The sequence below is a fragment of the Orbaceae bacterium BiB genome (assembly GCA_036251205.1).
GTDB lineage: Bacteria > Pseudomonadota > Gammaproteobacteria > Enterobacterales > Orbaceae > Orbus > Orbus mooreae.
Genome location: CP133958.1, coordinates 1,421,966 through 1,446,250 on the forward strand (window position 1 = coordinate 1,421,966; position 24,285 = coordinate 1,446,250).

General features: G+C 35.9%; 22 protein-coding genes and 5 tRNA genes. 11 read left to right on the plus strand and 16 right to left on the minus strand.

Annotation, left to right across the window (positions count from 1 at the left end):
* Positions 1–11 precede the first annotated feature (11 nt).
* Positions 12–551 (minus strand): 1,6-anhydro-N-acetylmuramyl-L-alanine amidase AmpD, encoded by a 540-nt coding sequence (gene ampD / locus RHO11_06655; protein WVD62791.1) that lies wholly within the window; start codon positions 549–551, stop codon positions 12–14.
* Positions 552–730: 179 nt separating this feature from the next.
* On the opposite strand from ampD, the gene ppdD reads away from it, so the two are divergent.
* From ppdD to gorA, 11 genes are all read left to right on the plus strand, one after another.
* On the plus strand, positions 731–1,183 hold the full coding sequence (gene ppdD / locus RHO11_06660; GenBank protein ID WVD62792.1) for a prepilin peptidase-dependent pilin: 453 nt from the start codon (positions 731–733) through the stop codon (positions 1,181–1,183).
* Between the two features lie 5 nt (positions 1,184–1,188).
* Entirely contained in the window at positions 1,189–2,352 is a 1,164-nt protein-coding gene (locus RHO11_06665; protein WVD62793.1) for an ATPase, T2SS/T4P/T4SS family, read from the plus strand.
* Position 2,353: 1 nt separating this feature from the next.
* Positions 2,354–3,547: a protein transport protein HofC gene (hofC, locus tag RHO11_06670; protein ID WVD62794.1), complete on the plus strand. Its 1,194-nt coding sequence runs from the start codon at positions 2,354–2,356 to the stop codon at positions 3,545–3,547.
* A gap of 12 nt (positions 3,548–3,559) precedes the next feature.
* A complete protein-coding gene (locus RHO11_06675; GenBank protein WVD62795.1) occupies positions 3,560–4,330 on the plus strand; it encodes a prepilin peptidase in 771 nt (256 codons plus the stop codon).
* A 92-nt stretch (positions 4,331–4,422) separates the two neighbouring features.
* The gene (gene coaE, locus RHO11_06680) at positions 4,423–5,034 is read left to right on the plus strand and encodes a dephospho-CoA kinase (GenBank protein ID WVD62796.1); all 612 of its coding nucleotides are present in this window, start codon (positions 4,423–4,425) and stop codon (positions 5,032–5,034) included.
* A gap of 6 nt (positions 5,035–5,040) precedes the next feature.
* Positions 5,041–5,787: a cell division protein ZapD gene (locus RHO11_06685; protein ID WVD62797.1), complete on the plus strand. Its 747-nt coding sequence runs from the start codon at positions 5,041–5,043 to the stop codon at positions 5,785–5,787.
* 37 nt (positions 5,788–5,824) lie between these two features.
* Positions 5,825–6,043 carry a DNA gyrase inhibitor YacG gene (gene yacG / locus RHO11_06690; GenBank protein ID WVD62798.1) on the plus strand — a complete coding sequence of 73 codons (219 nt, stop codon included), beginning with the start codon at positions 5,825–5,827 and terminating at the stop codon, positions 6,041–6,043.
* A gap of 2 nt (positions 6,044–6,045) precedes the next feature.
* On the plus strand, positions 6,046–7,080 hold the full coding sequence (gene tsaD, locus RHO11_06695) for a tRNA (adenosine(37)-N6)-threonylcarbamoyltransferase complex transferase subunit TsaD (protein WVD62799.1): 1,035 nt from the start codon (positions 6,046–6,048) through the stop codon (positions 7,078–7,080).
* An 18-nt stretch (positions 7,081–7,098) separates the two neighbouring features.
* Entirely contained in the window at positions 7,099–8,859 is a 1,761-nt protein-coding gene (gene ycaO, locus RHO11_06700) for a 30S ribosomal protein S12 methylthiotransferase accessory factor YcaO (protein ID WVD62800.1), read from the plus strand.
* A 189-nt stretch (positions 8,860–9,048) separates the two neighbouring features.
* Entirely contained in the window at positions 9,049–9,891 is an 843-nt protein-coding gene (locus tag RHO11_06705) for a 23S rRNA (adenine(2030)-N(6))-methyltransferase RlmJ (GenBank protein WVD62801.1), read from the plus strand.
* Positions 9,892–10,011: 120 nt separating this feature from the next.
* A complete protein-coding gene (gorA, locus tag RHO11_06710; protein WVD62802.1) occupies positions 10,012–11,367 on the plus strand; it encodes a glutathione-disulfide reductase in 1,356 nt (451 codons plus the stop codon).
* 138 nt (positions 11,368–11,505) lie between these two features.
* Here gorA and RHO11_06715 read toward each other — a convergent pair whose 3' ends face one another.
* The 15 genes from RHO11_06715 to RHO11_06785 form a co-directional block, all read right to left on the minus strand.
* Positions 11,506–13,653 carry a polysaccharide biosynthesis tyrosine autokinase gene (locus RHO11_06715; protein WVD62803.1) on the minus strand — a complete coding sequence of 716 codons (2,148 nt, stop codon included), beginning with the start codon at positions 13,651–13,653 and terminating at the stop codon, positions 11,506–11,508.
* A gap of 22 nt (positions 13,654–13,675) precedes the next feature.
* Positions 13,676–14,107 (minus strand): hypothetical protein, encoded by a 432-nt coding sequence (locus RHO11_06720; GenBank protein WVD62804.1) that lies wholly within the window; start codon positions 14,105–14,107, stop codon positions 13,676–13,678.
* A gap of 23 nt (positions 14,108–14,130) precedes the next feature.
* The gene (locus RHO11_06725) at positions 14,131–15,294 is read right to left on the minus strand and encodes a polysaccharide export protein (GenBank protein ID WVD62805.1); all 1,164 of its coding nucleotides are present in this window, start codon (positions 15,292–15,294) and stop codon (positions 14,131–14,133) included.
* A 118-nt stretch (positions 15,295–15,412) separates the two neighbouring features.
* Positions 15,413–15,489 (minus strand) — tRNA-Arg (locus RHO11_06730).
* A gap of 24 nt (positions 15,490–15,513) precedes the next feature.
* Positions 15,514–15,590: transfer RNA gene (locus tag RHO11_06735), tRNA-Arg, on the minus strand.
* 16 nt (positions 15,591–15,606) lie between these two features.
* Positions 15,607–15,683 (minus strand) — tRNA-Arg (locus tag RHO11_06740).
* A 10-nt stretch (positions 15,684–15,693) separates the two neighbouring features.
* Positions 15,694–15,786: transfer RNA gene (locus RHO11_06745), tRNA-Ser, on the minus strand.
* A gap of 119 nt (positions 15,787–15,905) precedes the next feature.
* Positions 15,906–16,112 (minus strand): carbon storage regulator CsrA, encoded by a 207-nt coding sequence (gene csrA / locus RHO11_06750; protein WVD62806.1) that lies wholly within the window; start codon positions 16,110–16,112, stop codon positions 15,906–15,908.
* A 30-nt stretch (positions 16,113–16,142) separates the two neighbouring features.
* Positions 16,143–18,776 (minus strand): alanine--tRNA ligase, encoded by a 2,634-nt coding sequence (gene alaS / locus RHO11_06755; GenBank protein ID WVD62807.1) that lies wholly within the window; start codon positions 18,774–18,776, stop codon positions 16,143–16,145.
* 152 nt (positions 18,777–18,928) lie between these two features.
* The gene (locus tag RHO11_06760; GenBank protein ID WVD62808.1) at positions 18,929–19,420 is read right to left on the minus strand and encodes a regulatory protein RecX; all 492 of its coding nucleotides are present in this window, start codon (positions 19,418–19,420) and stop codon (positions 18,929–18,931) included.
* Positions 19,410–20,450: a recombinase RecA gene (recA, locus tag RHO11_06765; GenBank protein ID WVD62809.1), complete on the minus strand. Its 1,041-nt coding sequence runs from the start codon at positions 20,448–20,450 to the stop codon at positions 19,410–19,412. The genes RHO11_06760 and recA overlap by 11 nt, the downstream gene beginning before the upstream one ends.
* 430 nt (positions 20,451–20,880) lie before the next feature.
* Positions 20,881–20,956, minus strand: a tRNA-Asn gene (locus RHO11_06770).
* A gap of 78 nt (positions 20,957–21,034) precedes the next feature.
* On the minus strand, positions 21,035–21,664 hold the full coding sequence (locus RHO11_06775) for an MBL fold metallo-hydrolase (GenBank protein ID WVD62810.1): 630 nt from the start codon (positions 21,662–21,664) through the stop codon (positions 21,035–21,037).
* Between the two features lie 12 nt (positions 21,665–21,676).
* Positions 21,677–23,101, minus strand: coding sequence for a multidrug transporter subunit MdtD (gene mdtD / locus RHO11_06780; GenBank protein WVD62811.1), 1,425 nt, complete (start codon positions 23,099–23,101; stop codon positions 21,677–21,679).
* 159 nt (positions 23,102–23,260) lie between these two features.
* The gene (locus tag RHO11_06785; protein ID WVD62812.1) at positions 23,261–24,214 is read right to left on the minus strand and encodes a bile acid:sodium symporter family protein; all 954 of its coding nucleotides are present in this window, start codon (positions 24,212–24,214) and stop codon (positions 23,261–23,263) included.
* Between the last annotated feature and the right edge of the window lie 71 nt (positions 24,215–24,285).

The window sequence follows — 24,285 nt, forward strand, 5'->3', positions numbered from 1 at the left end:
CCAGTCAAATTTTAAGTAAGTAATGATCGGTATCGTAACCAATCAAAATAAGGACCTGGATCGGTTTTACGATCTGGTGCAATATCACTATGCCCAGCAATATTTTCAATAGGATAGTATTGCATTAAACATCGAGTTACATCTGCTAACACATTATATTGGTTTTCGGTGAAAGGTTCAAAATCACTCCCCTCTAACTCAATACCAATAGAGTAATCATTACAATTCATTTTCCCATTAAAACTAGAAACACCAGCATGCCAGGCTCTATGCTCAAATGAGACAAATTGAATGACTTCACCAGTCCGACGAATAAACAGATGAGATGAAACTTGTAACTGGTAAATAGCTTTAAAATACTCATATTCTTCTGGATTTAAGCGACCAGTAAATAATTGTTCTACGTGGGGACCACCATATTGGTTTGGCGGTAAACTAATATTGTGGATCACAAGTAACGATATCATTTCACCGATTGGGCGTTCATTAAAATAAGGTGACACAACTTTTTTAGCATCAACTAAATAACCACCTTGAATTTTTGAATACATATCTCTTTTCACCACCACGATTTTGTATAGCTAATCGCGAAATTATATCACTTTCAACTAATATACAAAAATATTTGCTATTAAGTAGCAATAACTAAAGATAATAACAGAACTAAAATCCAGTTATGCCATGATGACTTTAACCTTATTTATCAAAATAGCACAATGGAGGTTTTATTATGGCAAAACAATACAATAACCAAATCAAGCAAGGTGGATTTACCCTTTTTGAACTGATGATTGCGATTGCTGTCATCGCAATACTCACAGCAATCGGTGTTCCCGCTTATCAAGGATATGTACAAAAAGCAGCGATGACGGATATGTTACAAACGATGGCCCCGTATAAAACAGCAATTGAAATATGTGCATTGCAACAGGGCGACTTAACAGCCTGCAATAGTGGTAGCAATGGTATTGCTACCTCAAAAGCCACTAACTATGTAGCCTCGATCAATGTCTCTAGCGGTGTAATATCGCTTATTGGTCAAGGTACCTTAGCTGGATTGACAACCACTTTAACACCAACAATTAATACAACACATGGGCACTTAGAGTGGGCTCGAGTTTGTACTACAACCCCAACAAATAGCAGTATTAATGATGCTTGTAATGATGTATTTAGGTTCTAATCATTATGCTAAACACCAATATCAAATATCATGAAAGTGATGTCATTGAACAGGTTAATCAATTACTCAATGATGGACTTAGTCAACGCGCCTCAGATATTCACTTTGAACCTTATGAGCAACAATTACGTATTAGAATGCGTATTGATGGCGTATTAAAAACAGTTGAGAGACTACCAATAACTTTAGCTAAGCCATTAATTGTTAGATTAAAAATCATGGCTAAACTCAATATTGCAGAACAACGTTTACCACAAGACGGTTTACTAACTATCGGCCAACAGACAATGCGAGTATCAAGTATTCCTATTTTGCATGGTGAAAAGATTGTCTTACGAGTTATGGATAATCATAAATTAGTACTCTCAATAGAGCAGCTAGGTTTGACCAATCAAGAACAGAATCAATATCGTAAGATATTGAATAGCCCACAAGGATTAATTTTAGTAACCGGGCCGACAGGTAGCGGAAAAACGATTACGCTCTATAGTGGTTTGAAAGAGATTAACAATGATACCCGTAATATTTGCAGCGTTGAAGATCCTATTGAAATGCCTATTGATGGTATTAATCAAACACAAATCAATACAAAAGCAGGACTTGGTTTTAGTAGTATTTTACGCTCATTTTTAAGACAAGATCCCGATATTATGATGATCGGTGAAATACGTGATAATGAAACAGCTGAAATCGCAATGCAAGCAGCTCAAACAGGACATCTGGTTTTATCAACGTTACATACAAATTCAAGTGCAGAAGCGCTAATTCGACTCAACCAAATCGGTATAAAAAATTATTTGATTGCATCTAGCCTAAAATTAATTATTGCTCAACGTTTAGTTAGAAAGTTATGTAACCATTGCAAAATGATTGCAGATGTAAAACATAATGCTCAACACTATGTTATATCTCCAAACAGTTGCCATTTTATTGCTCAAGGTTGTAGTCAATGTAGCAACGGCTACTCTGGCCGTATCGGAGTATATGAATTTTTATTAGTCAACCAACAATTGCAAGCACTACTGCTAAGCAATAGCGAATGTTCCTTAAATCAAATTGAACAGATAATCCAACAAAACAATATAAAAACATTATCCTCATCAGGAAAAGAGTTAGTTACGCAAGGCATCACCTCTATAGCTGAAGTACAACGAGTATTAGGAGACTAAAATGAAGCACTATTTTAGTATAAAAAAACTCTATTTATGGCAAGGGTTAAACGGTGTAAAGCAGAGCCTTATAGCACAATCATTATCTGATGCTAAGCAGATATTATTACAACGAGAAGAGTACTTTTTTAAGTTGACTTTCAAGAGCTATATCACCCGTTATAGTTTCAAAAAACAAGAGCTCATCATCATCACTAAACAACTTGCAACAATGTTAAAGGTTGGATTACCGATTATTGAATGTTTAGCTTTATTAGCAGAGCAACACCCCATTCATCAATGGCAATGGCTATTAACGGAGATAAAGTTACAAATAATGAAGGGCGACCAGCTATCGGAGAGTTTAAGTCATTATCCCTACGTATTTCCTGCTATCTATAAGGAGATAGTTGCTACAGGAGAATTAACGGGTCAGTTGGAAGATAGTTTTGAAACGTTAGCGTATCAATTAGAAAATAACCAAAAACTCCATAAAAAAGTCCGCCAAGCTATGCGTTATCCTTTATTTTTATTAAGCATATCATTGATCGTTACTCTTATTATGTTACTGTTAGTACTACCTAAATTTGCAGAAGTATATGAAAGTTTTAATGCCCAACTACCACTTTTTACACAGATGGTAATTGCATTATCAAACACGATAAAAGAGTATTATCTAGCATTATGCGGATTATTCATGATAATAGTGCTATTTTATAAAAAATATATCCAGAAATACCATCAAGAAAGTGTTGCCAAATACCTATTGAAATCCCCCATTATAGGTAAAATTATTACTTACTCATGTTTGACACAAATCTTTCAAACACTATTTATTACTCAAAAATCAGCAATTCCACTACTAACTGGACTTGCAACAGCGCAAAAGACGACACAAAACATCTTATTTCAACATAGCCTATTAAAAATTACAAATTCGATAGAGCAAGGACAATCATTTAGCCAAGCAATCAGCAAATACTCACTGTACCCCAATTTGTGTGTACAATTAATTCGTGTTGGTGAAGAGTCAGGAACATTGGAATTAATGTTACAAAGATTAGCTGAATTTTATCAACAAAATAGTATTGAGTTAGCAGATAATTTATCGCAAAAAATAGAACCACTTATGATGTTACTCATGGCAATTATTATCGGTAGCTTAGTGATTGCTATGTATTTGCCAGTTTTTCAACTCAGTAGCGTAATTCGCTAACAAGTATGTAGTATGAATATACTAATTTTATCCGTCATGATTTGTTTGGGATTCTGTTTGGGTAGTTTTATACATTGTGCTATTAGCCGTTTTTTGCCCGATCAAACAATGATACAATATTTCAAAGAGATAATATTTTCTCGCTCAAAGTGCCCACATTGCCATAAAAAGCTTAATATATTATCGTTGATTCCCATTTTTTCATGGTTAAAACAGCGGGGACGCTGCAAATATTGTCTAGCGATTATACCTATTGACTATCTCATCACTGAACTTATTGTTGGTATTTATTGTTTAGGTATTACGTACTGCTACAATTTAACAGTTTGGTCAATAATACTTATTTTCATTGGACTCTATTACGCTTTATTGGCAATAATTGATTTTAAATATCTCTTATTACCAAACTATTTGACTTATCCTCTATTATTAACAGGACTACTATTCGCTTATTTTGATGTTGGGCTGATCACTTTTTATGATGCGCTTTTTGGTGCAATATATGGTTATACATTATTATCGATACCCGCTGCGGTCTATTATTTAATAAAAAAACGAGCAGGTTTAGGTGGCGGTGATATAAAACTGTTAGCCGCACTCGGCACATGGTTGCCAGTTACTGAATTAGTGAATTTACTGTTATATGCATCAATAGTCGGAATCACTTACTTTATAATCTATAAAGCAATTGTTCGGCCAATAGAAAAAAATATTCTGGTGCCATTTGGCTCATGTCTATTGATCTGTGCTTATCTACGCTTATTAATATTATCATTCAACTAACCTTCTAGTTTATCTAGTTAACATCAGACTTGAAGTTGCCTACTGATATGATAAGCTAATGTGATGTATCATATTGAATATTTATTAATTATATGCCATATGTTGTCGCGTTAAGTGGTGGAATTGCCAGTGGGAAAACAACCGTAACAAATCTATTTGCTCAACTTGGCGTGCCAATTATTGATGCAGATCTAATTGCAAGACAAGTTGTCGAAAAAGGTTCAATCGCCCTTGAGCAGATAGCTCAACACTTTGGGAAACAGATATTACTCACAACGGGCGAATTAGATCGTAGCAAACTACGTAATATTATTTTCAATAATGCCCAAGAGAGGATCTGGTTAAATAACTATCTACACCCACTCATTGCTGATGAAACACAACGACAAATTGCAAAACAGCAGAGCCCATATATCATCTGGTCAGTGCCATTATTAATTGAAAACAATTTACATAATTATGCAGACCGCATATTGATTATTGATACCGACTATCAAACTCAACTAGAGAGGCTACAAAAACGCGATAATATTGATGAAAATTTAGCGAAAAACATGTTATCATCTCAAAAGAGTAATAAAGAAAGAGTGAGTTTTGCTGATGATATCATCGTCAATAATGGGCAACTATCAGCACTATCTTCACAAGTTGAACAATTGCATCATAAATACCTCATACTGTCTCACAATGCAAATAAGAGTTAACTTAATATGGATAATAAGGTAATTTTTGAACATCCTCTGCATGAAAAGATGCGCACTTGGTTACGTATTGAATTTTTGATTAAGCAGCTTGAAGAGAATAAAACAGTAAATACAGCTAATGCGTTGCTGTTCTTTCATTCGCTTTCAGAGTTATTAGAAATCGTCGAACGCAACGATGTGCGAGGTGATTTATATAAAGAGCTTGATGAGCAGAAACAAAAACTCTCTACTTGGTTGAATGTGGCAGGAGTTGATAGTAATCTACTTGAAACATTACTTGAACGAATCAACTATATACAAAATCAATTAAGCAAGAATGATAAAATGGGGCAGAGTTTAAAAGAGGATCGATTTGTTTCCGCGATCCGTAAACGACTGACGATTCCTGGCGGTTGTTGTAGTTTTGATCTTCCCTCTTTCTATTTATGGCTACAACAGCCACAAACTTATCGAAATACTCATGTTACAATATGGCGCGATAGTTTTCTGACATTATATCAAGCTATTTCTACTTTATTACCACTTATTCGTCAATGCAGCATCTTCAAACCTTTTTCATGTAATAATAATTTTTACCAGAACTGTACCGATTCTAGTAGTTTATTAAGAATAAGGCTGCCACTTGCTAATAGCTTATACCCACAAGTATCTGGTAATGCAGCTCGTTACGCGATTAGATTTGTACATCTTGAACCATCACTAAATGATAAAATAGACACTAACTGTGTTGAATTTGAGTTAGCTACCTGCTAAGGTGTGCTGGAACTTATTAAAACACGATCTATGATACATGAAAACAGAGCCATTAATTGTAAATTGCCCTACTTGTCAAAAAATGATTGAGTGGGATGAAAAAAATCCTTATCGCCCATTTTGTAGTAAACGCTGCCAGTTAATAGATCTTGGTGAATGGGCAAATGAAACCCATCGAATTCTGGTCGATGAAAATAATGAACAAGATATGTGGAGTGAAAATGATATTACTCCCTTTAGCCATAAAGATAATTGAGTATGATAATTCTTGGTATTGAAACTTCCTGTGATGAAACAGGTATTGCTATCTATGATGATGAACGAGGATTGCTTGCAAACCAACTCTACTCACAAATCAGTCTACATGCTGATTACGGCGGCGTAGTTCCTGAACTTGCCTCTCGTGATCATATTCGTAAAACGATTCCCTTAATTCAAGCAGCATTAAAAGAAGCAAATTTGACCAGTTCAGATATTAATGCAGTAGCTTATACCGCAGGACCTGGATTAATTGGAGCCCTACTTGTTGGAGCATCAATTGGTCGCTCTTTAGCGTACGCTTGGGGTGTGCCGGCTATAGCTGTTCATCATATGGAGGGACACCTATTAGCACCTATGCTGGAAGATAATCCACCAGAATTCCCATTTATTGCTTTATTAGTCTCTGGAGGCCATTCCCAACTAATTAAAGTGACGGAAATTGGTCAATATGAACTGTTAGGTGAGTCTATTGATGATGCTGCGGGTGAAGCATTTGATAAAACAGCAAAATTATTAGGATTGGACTATCCTGGTGGTGCAAAATTATCAAAACTAGCTCAGTTAGGGAATAGTCAACGGTTTACATTTCCTCGTCCAATGACGGATCGACCTGGGCTTGATTTTAGCTTTTCAGGTTTAAAGACCTTTGCAGCTAATACCGTTCACCAACATAGTCCACTTGATGAGCAAACTAGAGCGGATATTGCTCGAGCATTCGAAGATGCTATCGTTGATACATTAGTGATCAAATCTAAACGAGCACTTGAACAAACCGGTTATAAACGGTTAGTCATTGCGGGTGGAGTTAGTGCAAATTTGACATTACGACAAAAATTAGCTGAATTAATGCAAAAAAGACAAGGGCAGGTTTACTATCCAAGGCTAGCATTTTGTACCGACAATGGTGCCATGATTGCTTATGCGGGTATGGTACGATTTAAACACCAGCATATCGCGACTGATTTATCGATTACAGTAAAACCTCGTTGGTCATTAAGTGAGCTATCAACTGAGCCTAATTCAACCCTATAAATGATAATGAGAAACAACATGAAAACTTATATTCCAGGCAAAGATGCAGCACTTGAAGACTCAATTAACCATTTTGAAAAACTACTCAGTCACTATGATTTAGAAGCCAAAGAAGCGTCTTGGCTAAATCCGGTTCCCAATGTATGGTCAGTACATATCCAAAATAAAGCCTGTCCAATGTGCTTCACTAATGGTAAAGGAGCGAGTAAAAAAGCTGCGTTAGCCTCTGCATTAGGCGAATATTTTGAACGTTTATCAACCAATTATTTCTTTTCTGATTTTTACCTTGGAAAACAGGCCGCTAATGCTGATTTCGTCCATTACCCTAATGAAAAATGGTTTCCAATTGGCCCAAGTGATACCATACCTAAAGGTATTTTAAGTAAAAAATTATTAGCGTTTTACGATGCAAATGATGAACTGACTGCTAGCGACTTAATCGATCTACAATCTAGCAATCCAGAGCGGGGAATTTGTACGTTACCTTTTGAACAGCAATCTGATAGAAAAACAGTCTATGTTCCCGTTAATTTAATTGCCAATCTCTATGCTTCAAATGGTATGTCTGCTGGTAATACGATGTTTGAAGCCCGGGTACAAGGTTTATCTGAAGTCTTTGAACGTTATGTCAAAAATCGTATTATCACCGAAGCAATCAGCTTACCACTGATTCCTGACGTAGTATTACAACGTTATCCAAATACGGTAGAATCAATTAAAACCTTAGAACAAGAAGGTTTTCCGCTATTTTGCTTTGATGCTTCTTTGGGGGGACAATATCCGGTTATTTGTGTGGTACTATTTAATCCCAATAATGGTACTTGTTATGCTTCATTTGGTGCCCATCCTAATTTTGGTGTTGCATTAGAGCGAACTGTAACCGAGTTATTACAAGGACGTAGCTTAAAAGATTTAGACGTATTCTCTCCACCCTCTTTTGATAATGATGATGTTGCTGATTTAAGTAATCTTGAAACTCACTTTATTGACTCAAGTGGTTTAATCTCTTGGGATCTATTTAAACAAACGGCAGACTATGAGTTTGTTGAATGGTCTTTTACAAATAAAAGTGGTACAAATTCTACCGAACAAGAATTTCATGATTTAATGGCTATTATTAATCAGCAAGATGTTGAAGTGTTGATCATGGATTATCAGCATTTAGAGGTTTATGCTTGTCGTATCCTTGCTGTTGGAATGTCTGAAATCTATCCTCCAGAAGATCTACTCATTGCCAATAACAATATGGCTATCCACTGGCGGGATACCATCTTATCCTTACCAGAAAGTAAATTAAAAGCAAAAGAGTATTTGGCTCTAATTGAGCAATTTGATGACGATGGGCTAGATGATTTTGCTCGAGTGCGCGAACTTCTTGGACTTGCGACAGGACAAGATAATGCTTGGTATACTTTACGAGTTGGTGAGCTTAAAGCGATGTTAGCTTTAGCTGGTAAAGACTTAGAACAAGCAAAATTATGGCTCGACTGGACGATTGAGATGAATAGTTCTATTTTCACGCCTGAACGTAATCACGCTTATCGCTGTCTAGCCACATTAGTCGATTTTATGTTAATGCGAGATCGTAAACAATTTTCTGATTATCAAACAGCATTTAATAAAATGTATGGTGAAGAATGTGTAACTGAAATGTGGCAATATGCAACGGCGAAAAAGAGTTTCTTCGGCCTGTTTAATGTTGATGATAATTTAACGCAATTTAATGCACATCAAAAGCTACTTCAAGTTTATTATAAGCTACATCAAGCAATGAAATAGTCACTCATAATATTACTGTTTTAAAGGTGAATTAATTATTCTATGATTTAATAATTAATTCATCTGACTTCAATTCAAGTATTTTTTCACTATAATAGTATATTACAGCAATATTTTAACGAAATAAAAATCCACTCACTTGTCCAATTCATATATACTGAACAAATATTATATTTAGTAGAGATTAAAATGTTAAGTTATCGACACAGCTACCATGCAGGTAATCATGCTGATGTATTAAAGCATATTGTCCTGACACTATGTATTGAATCACTCAAAGAAAAAGATAAACCTTTTTTATACCTAGATACCCATTCAGGTGCTGGACGCTATCTATTACAGAGTGAGCATGCTGAAAAAACAGCAGAATATTTATCAGGTATTGCCAGAGTTTGGCAACAGACAGAAATATTAGATCTATTAAATCCTTACTTGTCTGTTCTAAAATATTACAATCGTAGTGAAACGCTGAAATACTATCCAGGCTCACCATTGATTGCAAAGCAGTTATTACGCCCACAAGATAAGCTCTCTTTAACGGAAATTCACTCGTCCGATTACCCACTATTAAGGCAAGAATTTAATAAAGATAAACGAGCCCAAGTCCTCAGAGAGGATGGATTTTTACAACTAAAATCTAAATTACCACCAGAGTCTCGTCGAGGTGTTATTTTGATAGATCCTTCATATGAAATAAAAGATGACTACCAAAAAATACCATTAGCATTACATGAAGGCTATAAACGATTTGCAACGGGTTGTTATCTACTTTGGTATCCTGTAGTCAATCGTAAACAAACTCAAGGTATGATTGATGGTATTGTAAACAGTGGGATTAAACGAATTTTGCAAATTGAACTAGCAGTTAGACCGGATAATAACCAGAAAGGAATGACAGCTTCCGGAATGATTGTTATTAATCCACCTTGGAAACTACAACAGCAAATGGAGAGCATTCTACCTTGGTTAAAAGATATTCTTGATCCAGAGGGGATGGGGCATATATTACTTAAAGAGTTAGTATCTGAATAATTAATAAAGTAATTTATGCTTTAATAGATTATAACGATTATTCTATTACCTTATTATAGGTTTTTATCTATTTAATTATATGATAAGTTATAAATATTCTTACTAAAAGGTATAAAAGAGATGACAGTAAAACATTATGATTATATTGCAATAGGTGGTGGTAGTGGCGGTATCGCATCGATCAATCGTGCCGCATCTTATGGTAAAAAATGTGCCATCATTGAAGCTAAGGCATTAGGCGGAACCTGTGTTAATGTTGGCTGCGTGCCAAAAAAAGTGATGTGGTATGGAGCACAAATTGCAGAAGCAATTAATCATTATGGCCCCGACTACGGATTTGACACGACAATTAATCAATTTAGCTGGAAAAAGCTCATCGAGAGTCGCAGCGCATATATTGATAGAATCCATCAATCTTATGATAGAGTCTTAACAAATAATAAAGTTGATGTCATTAATGGCTATGCTAAGTTTATCGACCCAAAAACACTTGAAGTAAATGGTCAACAATATACAGCAGAACATATTCTAATCTCCGTCGGTGGTGAGCCGATGATTCCTAATATTCCAGGAGCAGAATATGGTATTACTTCTGACGGTTTTTTTGCCTTAACTGAGCAGCCAAAGCGTGTTGCAATTGTGGGAGCTGGCTATATTGCATGTGAAATTGCTGGTGTTCTTCACTCATTAGGTAGTGAAGTTCACCAATTTATTCGTAAGGACACTCCATTACGCTCTTTAGATCCAATTATTATTGATACATTAATGGATGTGATTAAACAAGAAGGCCAGCAATTACATCCGAATTCAATACCTAAAGCGGTTATAAAAAACAGTGATAGTTCACTGACTTTACAACTGGAAAATGGTCAAAATTACGAAGTTGACTGCTTAATTTGGGCAATTGGACGAAAACCAGCAACAGATAAACTTAATCTTGCAGTCACTGGACTAAAAGTTAAATCGTCAGGCTTTATTGAAGTCGATAAATATCAAAATACTAATATAGCTGGAATTTATTCAGTGGGTGATGATACTGAAGCTGTAGCTCTAACACCTGTAGCTGTTGCCGCAGGACGCCGATTGTCAGAACGATTATTTAATAATAAACCTGATGAACATTTAGATTATAATGATATTCCAACCGTTATTTTTACCCATCCACCAATTGGAACAGTCGGATTAACAGAACCTGAGGCTGTAAAAATTTATGGTAAGGAAAATATTAAAACCTATCAATCTGGCTTTACCGCAATGTATACCGCAGTAACTCATCACCGACAACCTTGTAAAATGAAGTTAGTTTGTGCCGGTAAGGAAGAAAAGATTGTTGGTATTCATGGGATTGGTTATGGCATGGATGAAATATTACAAGGCTTTGCTGTTGCTTTAAAGATGGGAGCAACCAAAAAAGACTTCGATAATACTGTTGCAATTCACCCAACTGCTGCTGAAGAATTTGTCACGATGCGTTAAATATAACACAATCGTATTAGCAAAATTATTCTGCACAGTAAAATAGAATAATAAAACATCAGATATTATTACTGATAAACCTATAAAAAAACCACCTGATAAAAGGTGGTTTTTTTTATTCACACTCAAAACTATAAATTATTTATAACTATAACCATATTGATAATAGCTACCAGCCTTACGTACCACACCATTAAATATCACACCTTTAACTTGAATGTGGTTTTGTTCAAAACGTTGCACGCCTAATTGAACTTCTTTTATCGTATTTTGACCATAACGAACCACTAACATCAGCGTACCTGCATACTGGCTAACAATACATGCATCAGTTACGGCTAATACAGGTGGAGTATCAATCAATACCATATCGTACTCTTGACTTGCCCATTCTAATAGCTCAGCGAGTCTTGGATGCATTAACAGCTCAGATGGATTTGGCGGTACAACACCTCTTGGAATAAAATCCAGTGAAGAGTTTAACGGTGTTTTATGAATAACTGAGGAGATATCTTGCTGACCAGATAAATATTCAGATAAACCGTGCTTCATATTTATGTTCATCAATTCATGCAAATACCCTTTACGCATATCAGAATCAATCAGTAAAACTTTTTTACCTAAGTCTGCAATTACCACCGATAGATTAGTTGTAATAAAGGTTTTACCAATTTCAGGGCTACATCCTGATATCACTAAAATATTATTCTTAGCCTCTAACATCGCGAAATGTAAACTAGTTCTTAAACTACGTAAAGCTTCAACAGAAAGATCGTTTGGAGCACCAACCGATACCAATTGCTTGGCTCTAATATTCTTTTTACGATGAGCTTTGAGCGTATTTCTGAAGGTTTGATTTTGCTTACTTTGCCAATCAGAAAGAGGAACACTCGCATATACGTTTAAACCAATATCTTCTATCTGTTCAACAGAGTCGATGGTCTTTCTTAAGGCTGTTACTAAAATAATAGCACCAGAAGAGAGAATCAGACCAAATAAGAAGGCAACACCAACGATGATGACTTTCTTCGGTTTAACCGGTTTAGGTTGCACTAAGGCATTGTCAATAATTCGAACATTACCGACTGCACTCGCTTCAGAAATACTTAACTCTTGCTGTTTATTAAGTAACTGCATATAGACTTCATTATTCGCTTTAACATCTCGCGTTAAACGAAGAATTTCTTGCTGTGTCTGAGGCAAAAACGTAATTTTACTATTAAGTTTATCTCGTTCATTTAATAAAGTTTGGCGTTTTTCTAATAAAGAACGGTAAGCTGGGTGCTCTTTAGTGTATAACTTAGATACTTCGGCCTCTTTAAATGTTAACTCATTTAACTGCGCTTCAAGCTGTACCGATAAATCTAAGACTGATTTAGCCTCTAGTGATAAATCAACAGAATCATTATCTTGGCGGTATTTATTAAGTCTATTCTCAGAATCTTCTAACTCAGCTTTGATACGAGGTAACTGACTCTTTAAAAACTGAAGACTTTTCGCAGCTTCCTCTGAGCCCCGTTCAACGTTCTGTGCCAAATAATTTTTACTAATTTGATCTAAAATATCTTGAATAAGTACAGGATCATCGCCTTGCAAACTTAATTCAAGCATACCAGTATCCTTACCTTTGTCGGCTACCGATAAGTTAGTCAAAATATCATTGATGACTTGTAATTGTGAACGTTTTGTTACTAAAAATACGGTCCCTGGCTTAGCATCTATCTGGCTAACTAAAATCGCAGCACCCTGATTAGTACTAAATTCGCCGACAGTTCCAGATAAAAGCGCTTTACCATCTTTGGATAAAGTATAATGTTCACCATCAATCACTTTTAATTCAAGTGGCTGATCATTCCAACTTTGTGGTACATCATAACGAGATAATGCAATCTGATTATTATCTCCCATCAATCGGGCAAATCCTTTACCAAAAATAGGAAAGAAAGACTGCTTAACATCAATATCCAGTGATAAATCTTTGATTGTTTTACCCACAATCATACGTGAACGAATCAATTCAATTTCAGTACTTGACGTCGGTTTCGTACCAGAAAGCATACTTGAAAAATCATTTAACAATGAATTTGCTGATTTTTGTTCAACTTGAACTAAGGCGTCTGCTTTATAAATTGGAGTAGCAAAAACGGCATAGAGCACACCAATTAAGGTAGTGAAAATAGTAAATCCAACAATAATTTTCCATTTATGAAGCAAGGCATAGAGTAAACCTAATAAATCAATTTCATCACTATCTTTGGACAAATTTTTTGTTTCTTTTGTAACCATAACCTAATTAAACCTTATAATTTTACTTCAACTTACTCGCCCAAGCTTGTGCTGATTTATCTAATAACTCATAGGTTCTTTCAAAAAACTCTAGACTATGACCATAAGGATCCGTCACTTCCATCTCATTAATCCAATGACCATATAACATCACTTTCCCTCTGACTTCTGGCGCTATTTTACACACTGCGTCAATATGGCCTTTCTCCATCACTAAAATCAGGTCTTGTTCAGCACAAATCGATTTGGTCAGTTGTCTTGCTATATGCTCATCAAGAGATAAACCATGCTGAGCAGAAACTGTAACTGATTTATGATAAGCAGGATCGCCAACCTCAGCAGCAATACCGGCCGAAGAAATTTTCTTATTTGGGAAAAGTTTCTGTAAAAGACGCTCACCAATTGGTGAGCGACAAATATTACCAATACATACCACACAAATTGAATCAAACATTCTTTATAATCACTTATCCGTTTTTAGTTAGGCCAGTTACGAATCCATCGAATGGTTTCAGTCATACTATTAGCACTTTGAATGGTTGGTAAAATTTGCATAATAGTACGATTCCATCTTTCGATTGGCGCGGTTGTCACATAAACCACATCATAAGGTTCTAATTGGAAATTGGTAGCTAGTACCATTGCTGTCGCGTCTTTTAAATTCAATTGATACACACTAGCAATTTTACCTTGCTTATCAGCATCACCACCATCTATCACAGATCGAATAACGAAAACCCCTGAAGTATCACTGGTTTTTTGATTAATACCCGATGCATTTCCAAGCGCTTCTGCTAAGGTCATTCCAGCGCGATCCATCACCAACGTAGATTGTTTTTCAACTTCTCCCATCACAAATACTTTTAACGTATCGTTAGTCGGTACATAAACAATATCACCACCTGATAACAATCTATTTTGAGTTAAATCACCATATTGCATTAATGCTTGTAATGAGATTTGCTCTTTTTGACCGTTATGTGTTAATACCGCATGACGCCAATCAGCTTTATCAGTCAGGCCACCGGCATTATTAATCGCATCTAATAAAGTTAATGGAACATTGCTAATCGGTTGCTTGCCTGATTTAGTTACCTCACCAGTAATATAGGCTTTTTGTGAGTTAAACGAAGAGATACTAACATCAATTTGTGGACTCTCGATATAAGTCGCAAGTTTAGTAGAGATCGTATTACGAACCTCCTCTAGCGTTTTACCTTCAACACTCAATTTACCAATATAGGGATAGTAGATAGTACCATCGGCATGAACCCAGTTACCCGCTTCGCTAGCACTACGATATGAACCAGCAGGAATTGTTAATTCTGGGTGATCCCAAACTGTTACGTTGATGATATCACCAACACCAATATGATATTGATATTTTTTAATTTCTTTATCTAATTGAAGATTGTTTTGAGCAACGACAGGAGATTTATATAAATCACGAATTAACATTGGGGTTACAGGATAAATATCGACTAACTTATTAATATCAAAGTTATCATCTTGCTGTTTAACCACATTTTTATTACTAGTTGAAATATTCGAGCCAGTCAGTGTGCACCCACTAATGACAGAAGAAAGACAAATAGCTAATACGATTTTATTTAATTTATGTCCTGAAATTGTTTTTATCATCGTTACTCACAACCATTTATTATAAGGGTCTAAAATTGCCATATGATACCATTCTTTGAATCACTGAGAAACAATAATTAAGCATATATTGCTAATAAATATTAGATGAGAAATAAAGTGGTGCACCCGAAGGGATTCGAACCCCTGACCGCTCGGTTCGAAGCCGAGTGCTCTATCCAGCTGAGCTACGGATGCAGGTAGAAAAGGAGTAAAATAAAATGGTGCATCCGAAGGGATTCGAACCCCTGACCGCTCGGTTCGTAGCCGAGTACTCTATCCAGCTGAGCTACGGATGCACATAAAGTAAGAAAATGGTGCATCCGAAGGGATTCGAACCCCTGACCGCCCGGTTCGTAGCCGGGTACTCTATCCAGCTGAGCTACGGATGCACGATATAAATGGCGGTGAGAGAGGGATTCGAACCCTCGATAGAGCTTTTGACCCTATACTCCCTTAGCAGGGGAGCGCCTTCAGCCTCTCGGCCATCTCACCGTTTCTTTATAAAATACACGCTATAAATCTGTAACGTATGGCGCACATATTACGTTTTACAGAAAATATGTCAAATATTTTTTTCATTTATCTGTGTCAGTTGTGTATTTACTACCCAATTATGGGTTTTCTGATGTATCTTCGCTGCTATTTTGTTCATCACTCTGTTGATGAATCCGGTTATAAATTTCTTCTCGATGAATAGGAATGTCTTTTGGTGCGTTAATTCCAATTCTGACTTGATTTCCTTTTACCCCTAAAACGGTGATAGCAACATTATCACCAATAATAAGTGTTTCACCAACTCTTCTTGTTAATATTAACATCCGATCTCCCTATTCCGACATAATCCGATTTCACATTGAGTTCAATTTTTCGACAATAGCACCTTTAATCTCTAGTAATGCATTTGGTAATGCAGCAATATCTGTCCCACCAGCTTGAGCAAAATCAGGTCGTCCACCACCTTTACCACCAACTTTTTCTGCTAATAAGGAAACGAATACACCCGCCTTAATTTGTTCAGTTAAATCTTTAGTTACACCAATAGCTAAACTGATTTTATCGTCATTTACTGTTGCTAACACAATAACACCTGATTTTAACTGATTCTTTAAATCATCAATCATCTCACGTAATACTTTCGCTTCAACACCATCAACTTTAGCAACTAATAACTTATGTTGTTTGATCTCTTCAACCTGACGAACTAGTTGAGCACTCTCTTGAGATGCCTGTTGTGATTTCAATTGTTCAATATTCTTTTCTAGCGATTTAGTTTGTTCAATCAATTGTGATAATCTTGCTACAAGATTGTGTTTATCACTCTTCAACAATGACATCATATCGCTAAGTTTGATATCATCACTATGTACCAGTTCAATAGCCGATTGCCCTGTCGTGGCTTCAATACGTCGAACCCCAGATGCAATACTTGACTCAGACATAATTTTAAATAATCCAATATCTCCAGTGCGATCGACATGAGTCCCACCACAAAGTTCGATTGAAAAATTCCCCATCGTTAATACACGGACAATATCATCATATTTTTCACCAAATAATGCCATCGCCCCTCTATTTTTAGCCTGTTCAATTGGCATTAATTCAACAGCAACAGGTGAGTTACGACGAACTTGCTGATTAACAAGATTCTCAATCTCTTGTAGCTGAGCCAACGAGATAGGACTCATATGAGAGAAGTCAAAACGCAAATAGCTATCGTTCACTAACGATCCTTTTTGCTGTACATGATTCCCTAATACACGCTGTAACGCAGCCTGCAATAGATGTGTTGCGGAGTGATTACGACGAACTCGGTCACGCAGTTCAGTGTCAATTGCGGCTGTAATCATATCGCCAACATTTAATTTTCCTTTGGTCATTGAACCAATATGACCAAAACTTTGGCCGTATTTTTGGGTATCTTGCACTGTAAAAATAGTATCTGGTGCGGTAAATATACCTTTATCACCGACTTGACCACCAGACTCACCGTAAAATGGCGTTTTGTCTAATACAATAATTGCATCTTGACCAGCTTGTACACTTTGTGTACTTTTTCCATTTTGGAAAATCGCCAACACTTTAGCTGCAACTTCTGTTTCCTGATAACCAACAAATTCAGTTGTACTATCTAGTTTAATACTATTGCTGTAATCAACGGTAAAATTATCAGCTTCACGCGAACGCTGGCGTTGTTGCTCCATACATTGATTAAATTTAGCTTCATCGATACGGATATTTTTTTCTCGACAAACATCGGCCGTTAGATCTAATGGAAAACCATAAGTATCATAAAGTTTAAAAGCGACTTCACCTGGTAAGATCTTACCCGAAACTTGAGCTAACTCTTGATCTAATAATAGTAAACCGCGCTCTAACGTTTTTAAAAATTGTTCTTCTTCAAGTTTTAAAGTATCTTCAACTTGTTTTTGTTGCTTCACAAGGTGGCTGCCTGCATCGCCCATAACATCAATTAATGATTGAACGAGCTTATAAAAGAAAATATCTTTTGCACCTAACATATGGCCATGTCGAACTGCACGACGAATGATGCGGCGTAATACATACCCACGCCCTTCATTTGAAGGTAAGACACCATCTGCAATTAAGAATGCACATGAACGAATGTGATCAGCAATAACGCGCAATGATTTATTAGACAAATCAGTAGTGCCGATTACTGAAGCTGCATCTTTAATCAATTTTTTAAATAAATCGATATCATAGTTAGAATTAACATGCTGCAATACCGCTGAAATCCGTTCTAATCCCATCCCTGTATCAACTGACGGTTTTGGTAGCGATTCCATCGTGCCATCAGACAAGCGATTAAATTGCATAAAGACAATATTCCAAATCTCAATAAATCGATCACCATCTTCTTCTGCACTACCTGGAGGACCGCCCCAAATATGATCACCATGATCATAAAAGATTTCGCTACATGGACCACATGGGCCGGTATCACCCATTTGCCAGAAATTATCCGAAGCATATGGTGCACCTTTATTATCACCAATACGAATAATTCGCTCTTTTGGTATCCCTATTTCATTTGCCCAAATATCAAAAGCTTCATCATCTGTTGCATAAACTGTCACAAGTAAACGATCTTTTGGTAAATTAAACCAACCTTCGCTCGTTAATAGTTCCCACGCAAAATGGATAGCATCACGCTTAAAATAGTCGCCAAAACTAAAATTACCTAACATTTCAAAAAATGTATGATGTCGAGCAGTATAACCTACATTATCTAAATCGTTATGCTTACCACCTGCACGAACACAGCGTTGAGCCGTAGTTGCTCTTGAATAAGCGCGCTTATCCATACCAAGAAAAACATCTTTAAATTGATTCATCCCAGCATTAGTAAAAAGCAAAGTGGGATCATTATGTGGAACAAGTGAACTACTTTCTACAACTTCGTGTCCCTTGCTATGAAAGAAATCAAGAAACATTTGACGAATTTCAGTGGTACTTTTCATTTATACTTCCAATAATTAATAGTGTATTAATACTTTATCTGATTAATATACTGTTATCGCTAAACGACTTCAAGGATAACTTTATGGAAAATGAGAGAAAAATATTTATTGATGAGAGAAAATCAGCAAATTAATCGTTCAGAAAAAAATAATTATATTGCTGAATAAATAAGCTGAATTTGATCTTGTGAAAAACCTTTATAAGATAAGAACTGAAATATTTTACTTTTTTGTTTTAAATCGTTATGTTCAATAAGAGGAAATTTTTTAGTAACTTGTTTAATACCAATTTCAATCCAATCAATATTCGACGCTGACATCACGTTCATGATTGCCGAATTAGTCACTCCACGCTGTTTTAGCTCCAATATAATGCGATTATTACCATAACCCTTACGAGATCTCATCGCAATATATTGCTCAATATAAATGTTTTCATTCAACCATTTTTTTGCTATACATTCATCAATCACTTGGTTAATAACAGGATAAATAGTATCTCCATCATCCTCTTCACCAGAATATTTTTTTTGACAGAAGGAGATTAGCTTATTTTTTAATTCATAGGCTGAGTGATTACGCTGTGCAAGTAGCTGCACAGCTTTATGTAATAACTCTTTGTATAGCGATGGATTATTCATCATCGCCAATAGGTGAATCTTCTTCAGCCGCAGCTAGACTACCAGGATTACTTAATAATAGTTCTCTCAATTTCTCTTCCAGTTCTTGAGATTTTTGTGGATTTTCTTGTAAGAATTTAATTGAGTTAGCTTTACCTTGCCCAATTTTTTCACCATTATAACTATACCAAGCACCGGCTTTATCAACTAATTTATGTTTAACACCTAAATCAATCAACTCACCTTCTTTAGATATACCACAACCATATAGTATTTGAAACTCAGCTTGTCTAAATGGTGCTGCAACTTTATTTTTTACAACTTTTACGCGAGTGTCACTACCAATGACATCTTCACCTTCTTTCACTGCACCAATACGACGAATATCTAAACGAACTGAAGCATAAAACTTAAGCGCATTACCACCAGTCGTTGTTTCTGGATTACCAAACATAACGCCGATTTTCATTCGAATCTGGTTAATAAATACGACAAGACAATTCGCATTTTTAATATTAGCCGTCAATTTTCTTAATGCTTGTGACATCAAACGTGCTTGTAGCCCCATATGGGAATCACCCATTTCACCTTCAATTTCAGCACGAGGCGTTAAAGCTGCGACGGAGTCAACGATGACCACATCAACCGCACCTGAACGAACTAATGCATCACAAATCTCAAGTGCTTGCTCACCAGTATCTGGCTGAGAAACAAGCAAATCGTCAACTTGTACACCTAATTTAGCAGCATAAATTGGATCAAGAGCATGTTCAGCATCAATAAAAGCACACGTTTTACCCTCTTTTTGCGCTTGGGCAATAACGGATAATGTTAACGTAGTTTTTCCTGATGATTCTGGTCCAAAAATTTCAACAATTCGCCCCATTGGTAAACCACCAATACCTAAAGCGATATCAAGTCCCAACGAACCTGTAGAGATAGCATCCACGTCAAGGGTTTGAGTATCCCCTAATCGCATGATAGATCCTTTACCAAATTGTTTTTCAATTTGACCTAAAGCTGCAGTTAAAGCTCGTTGTTTATTCTCATTCATACTCATCATATATCCATAATATAATTGATTATTTAATACAGGTAATTATACTGTATAATAATACAGTATCAAGTTATTTTTATAATATCAATAAAAATAATTTTATATACTGATTATTCTGTCAGGATGCGAACTAAATCGCAATCATTATGATAACTTTGTCAATAAAAGGCAAAATCGATGATAACTAGCAATTAAATCATCTGGCGATTAACAGAAATAGAATACTATAATTATACTTTCGTTATAATATTGTTGTAATACGTTATTATAGTGTAAAAAACCTTGTGAATATTATGTTATAAAGCGCTTTCAAACATAAAATGTCTTACAAATTCCAGACTTAAAATATTAGATAACAAAGTCACTATAAATAAGGTAAATTTTTGATATAAAAAAGCCTGCTATAAAGCAGGCTTTTAAAATAAGTTGGCTCCCCCAACAGGACTTGAACCTGTGACATACGGATTAACAGTCCGCCGTTCTACCGACTGAACTATGGAGGATCCGAAAATGTAGCGCGAATGTTACAGATATAAACACCTACTGTCAACTGCTAAATCATCTTTTTGATGAAAAATTAGCTATGACAAATATGGATTGCTCCTTTTTTCAGCACCAAATGTCGATATTGGACCATGACCAGGTACAAAAGTAATATCATCACCAAGTGGAAAAAGCTTATTTTTGATTGATGAAATAAGATCAGCATAATTTCCTCTAGGGAAATCCGTTCGACCAATACTGTTTTTAAATAGAACATCCCCCACAAATGCTAATTTTTTAGACTGATTGACAAAAGCAATATGGCCTGGCGTATGCCCCGGACAATGTAACACATCAAAATTAAGCTCACCAACGGCAATTGTATCATTCTCTTGTAACCAAACATCAGGTAAAAAAGCATCAGTAAATGGGAAACCAAACTGTACACATTGATGAGGTAAATTATCAAAAAGAAACTGGTCTTCAATTTGAGAGCCATAGATCTTAACTTGATAATACTCCGCTAACGCTTTTGCTGCCCCTACATGATCGAGATGACCATGAGTTAATAATATTTTAGTAATATTCACACCAAGCTTAGTGATTACTTGCTTCAAGAGTTCAGCCTCACCACCAGGATCAATAATCGCCGCGGATTTACTTTTTTCACACCAAACAATAGAACAATTTTCTTGAAAGGCGGTTACGGGAATAATCTGATATTGCATGATCTTATCCTTTTATTGTTTTGAGCTAGATTGATGCTTTACTGTTAAATTTTGCCCATCTTGTGGATAGAGTTGTCTAAAAATAAGACTTGATAAACAAGTTAATGCACCTAATACAATAAAACTCATTTTAAACGCATGTGTCACATCTTGGGGTATCGTTTCTGACTGATAACTAAACACACGTACTAATACGGCACCACACGCGATACCAAAGCTAATAGCCAACTGCTGGTTGACTGCCATTAAACTATTACCACTACTTGTCAAATCATTTGGTAAATCAGCTAATGTAATACTATTCATCGATGTAAACTGTAATGAATTTGTTGCACCTAAGCAAAATAGTAGTATACCAAATAATATTGTTGAAGAATCTTTGTTAAGTAAAGACATTGCCATAATAATAAGGCCGACAACAATCGTATTTGTCATCAAAACACGTCGATAACCAAAATATCGTAAAATAGGCGGCACAAACGTTTTCATCGTTAATGAGGCGATAGCCATCGGTATTAGCATTAAACCTGCGTAAATTGCAGAATAACCGAATGCAACTTGTAACAGTAATGGAATCAAAAATGGCGCGGCTGATATCCCTAAACGGCTAATCAAATTACCAATAATTCCAATTCTAAACGTATGAATACTAAATAATGATAGAGGGAAAATAGGGGCTGATGAACGTTTAGCGTGATAAATATAAAATAAAAATAATATGAAGCAAGCTAAAATTAATCCTAGCGAGAGATAGATATTCATCCCTTCATTAATAAACTCTAATCCTAAAGTGGCACTAATTACTGCAATTGAAATAAATAATACGCCAGCAAGATCAAAACGTAACCGTTCGCCTTTGATATTAGGCATAAATTTCCAACCGCTAACCATACCAATAATTCCGATCGGTATATTGATCAAAAAAATCCAGTGCCAAGAAGAGTACTCAACTAAGTATCCACCAAGTACTGGCCCAACAACGGGCCCGACTAAACCTGGAATAGTTGAAGCATTTAAGGCTGCAAGAAAATCACTTCTTTTAAACGATTTAATCAGTGCTAACCTCGACACGGGTACCATCATTGCGCCACCGATACCTTGGATCACTCTAGCGATATCCAACATCACTAATGAAGGAGATAACGCGCACAATAGTGAACCTGTAGAGAATAAAAATACAGCAGCAACAAAAACATTACGTGTGCCAAATCGATCAGAAAAAAAACCGCTGACAGGAATAAATAGAGCAACCGCTAAGGCATAAGAAATAACAGCTGATTGCATGTTTAATGGTGACTCATCCAAATCCATAGCGATTGATGGGAGCGCAGTATTCAAAATAGAGGTATCGAGTGTTTGCATGAAAAATGCCACGGCTGCAATCCATGGCATCATGCGTAACATTAGTGGTGAAATAGACTGATTAGTATTCGTCATTATTTAACTTATCTATGAGTATCAATTTGCTATTATGTTTTCTTAAATAAAATCGTTAACTTTTGTGGTTGCTATAAACCCCAAAATATCAAACGATACTAAACTAGATAGTGATACTTACTATATCTAACTATCTAGTTGAATGGTCCAGCTCAATGATTATTTACGGCGTTTTACCTGTTTACCCTGCCAGTAGCCGGCCAATAATGATCCTGAAATATTGTGCCATACTGAAAAAACAGCGGCAGGCAGTGCTGATAATGCTGAAAAATAGGTCGTTCCTAATGTTGCCGCCAAAGCGGAGTTTTGCATTCCAACTTCAAGTGACATGGTTCGACAAGTTGCTTCATCAAAGCCAAGTAATCGCCCACCCCAATATCCACCAAGTAAACCGATAGCATTGTGTAATACTACCGCAATAATCACCATAAAGCCAACTTGAGTAATTTGATCCCGGCTACCAGCAACGACGATACTTAAGATCATTAATATACAGATCATCGACATAATAGGTAAAAAACGTTCTAGTTTTTTTATAAAACCTAAAAATAGATGATGGACAATTAATCCAGCTACAATAGGGATGAAAACGATTTTAATAATCGACATCAGCATCCCCCAAAATGGTACTTCAACACTGGTACCAACTAACACTAATGTCAGCAAAGGGGTCACAACTACTCCGACAAGAGTTGAGACAGATGAAATAGTAACAGATAAAGCCACATCACCTTTTGCTAAATAAATCATCACATTTGATGCAGTCCCGCTAGCAACACTTCCGACTAATACCATCCCAACCAAAAGTTCAGGATTCATATGAAATACTTTAGCAAGAATCAGTGCAGTTAACGGCATCACAATATAATGGAGTAGTGTACACACAATTACCGCTTTAGGTTTTACAATAACGCGTTTAAAGTCATCAATACTTAACGTAACCCCCATAGTAAACATCACAAACATCAATAATTCAGAAGTATGTGATTTCATAGGCAAAAATATATTCGGCATAAAATAGGCTAAAATAGCACATAAGATAGCCCATAAAGGAAACATTCTTGTTAATGTCACGATGGTTTGCATAAAGATTTGACTGAATCGATTAGCCATACTGTTTTCCCTTATTTATCAGTATTTACTTTTTTTTTACATAGTATCTTTTTACATAGTACACTGGATTG

Bases quoted from the DNA above. Each gene is read 5' to 3' on its own strand.
- ampD (WVD62791.1), bottom strand. From the start codon at position 551: ATGTATTCAAAAATTCAAGGTGGTTATTTAGTTGATGCTAAAAAAGTT.
- ppdD (WVD62792.1), top strand. From the start codon at position 731: ATGGCAAAACAATACAATAACCAAATCAAGCAAGGTGGATTTACCCTT.
- RHO11_06665 (WVD62793.1), top strand. From the start codon at position 1,189: ATGCTAAACACCAATATCAAATATCATGAAAGTGATGTCATTGAACAG.
- hofC (WVD62794.1), top strand. From the start codon at position 2,354: ATGAAGCACTATTTTAGTATAAAAAAACTCTATTTATGGCAAGGGTTA.
- RHO11_06675 (WVD62795.1), top strand. From the start codon at position 3,560: ATGAATATACTAATTTTATCCGTCATGATTTGTTTGGGATTCTGTTTG.
- coaE (WVD62796.1), top strand. From the start codon at position 4,423: ATGCCATATGTTGTCGCGTTAAGTGGTGGAATTGCCAGTGGGAAAACA.
- RHO11_06685 (WVD62797.1), top strand. From the start codon at position 5,041: ATGGATAATAAGGTAATTTTTGAACATCCTCTGCATGAAAAGATGCGC.
- yacG (WVD62798.1), top strand. From the start codon at position 5,825: ATGAAAACAGAGCCATTAATTGTAAATTGCCCTACTTGTCAAAAAATG.
- tsaD (WVD62799.1), top strand. From the start codon at position 6,046: ATGATAATTCTTGGTATTGAAACTTCCTGTGATGAAACAGGTATTGCT.
- ycaO (WVD62800.1), top strand. From the start codon at position 7,099: ATGAAAACTTATATTCCAGGCAAAGATGCAGCACTTGAAGACTCAATT.
- RHO11_06705 (WVD62801.1), top strand. From the start codon at position 9,049: ATGTTAAGTTATCGACACAGCTACCATGCAGGTAATCATGCTGATGTA.
- gorA (WVD62802.1), top strand. From the start codon at position 10,012: ATGACAGTAAAACATTATGATTATATTGCAATAGGTGGTGGTAGTGGC.
- RHO11_06715 (WVD62803.1), bottom strand. From the start codon at position 13,653: ATGGTTACAAAAGAAACAAAAAATTTGTCCAAAGATAGTGATGAAATT.
- RHO11_06720 (WVD62804.1), bottom strand. From the start codon at position 14,107: ATGTTTGATTCAATTTGTGTGGTATGTATTGGTAATATTTGTCGCTCA.
- RHO11_06725 (WVD62805.1), bottom strand. From the start codon at position 15,294: ATGATAAAAACAATTTCAGGACATAAATTAAATAAAATCGTATTAGCT.
- csrA (WVD62806.1), bottom strand. From the start codon at position 16,112: ATGTTAATATTAACAAGAAGAGTTGGTGAAACACTTATTATTGGTGAT.
- alaS (WVD62807.1), bottom strand. From the start codon at position 18,776: ATGAAAAGTACCACTGAAATTCGTCAAATGTTTCTTGATTTCTTTCAT.
- RHO11_06760 (WVD62808.1), bottom strand. From the start codon at position 19,420: ATGATGAATAATCCATCGCTATACAAAGAGTTATTACATAAAGCTGTG.
- recA (WVD62809.1), bottom strand. From the start codon at position 20,450: ATGAATGAGAATAAACAACGAGCTTTAACTGCAGCTTTAGGTCAAATT.
- RHO11_06775 (WVD62810.1), bottom strand. From the start codon at position 21,664: ATGCAATATCAGATTATTCCCGTAACCGCCTTTCAAGAAAATTGTTCT.
- mdtD (WVD62811.1), bottom strand. From the start codon at position 23,101: ATGACGAATACTAATCAGTCTATTTCACCACTAATGTTACGCATGATG.
- RHO11_06785 (WVD62812.1), bottom strand. From the start codon at position 24,214: ATGGCTAATCGATTCAGTCAAATCTTTATGCAAACCATCGTGACATTA.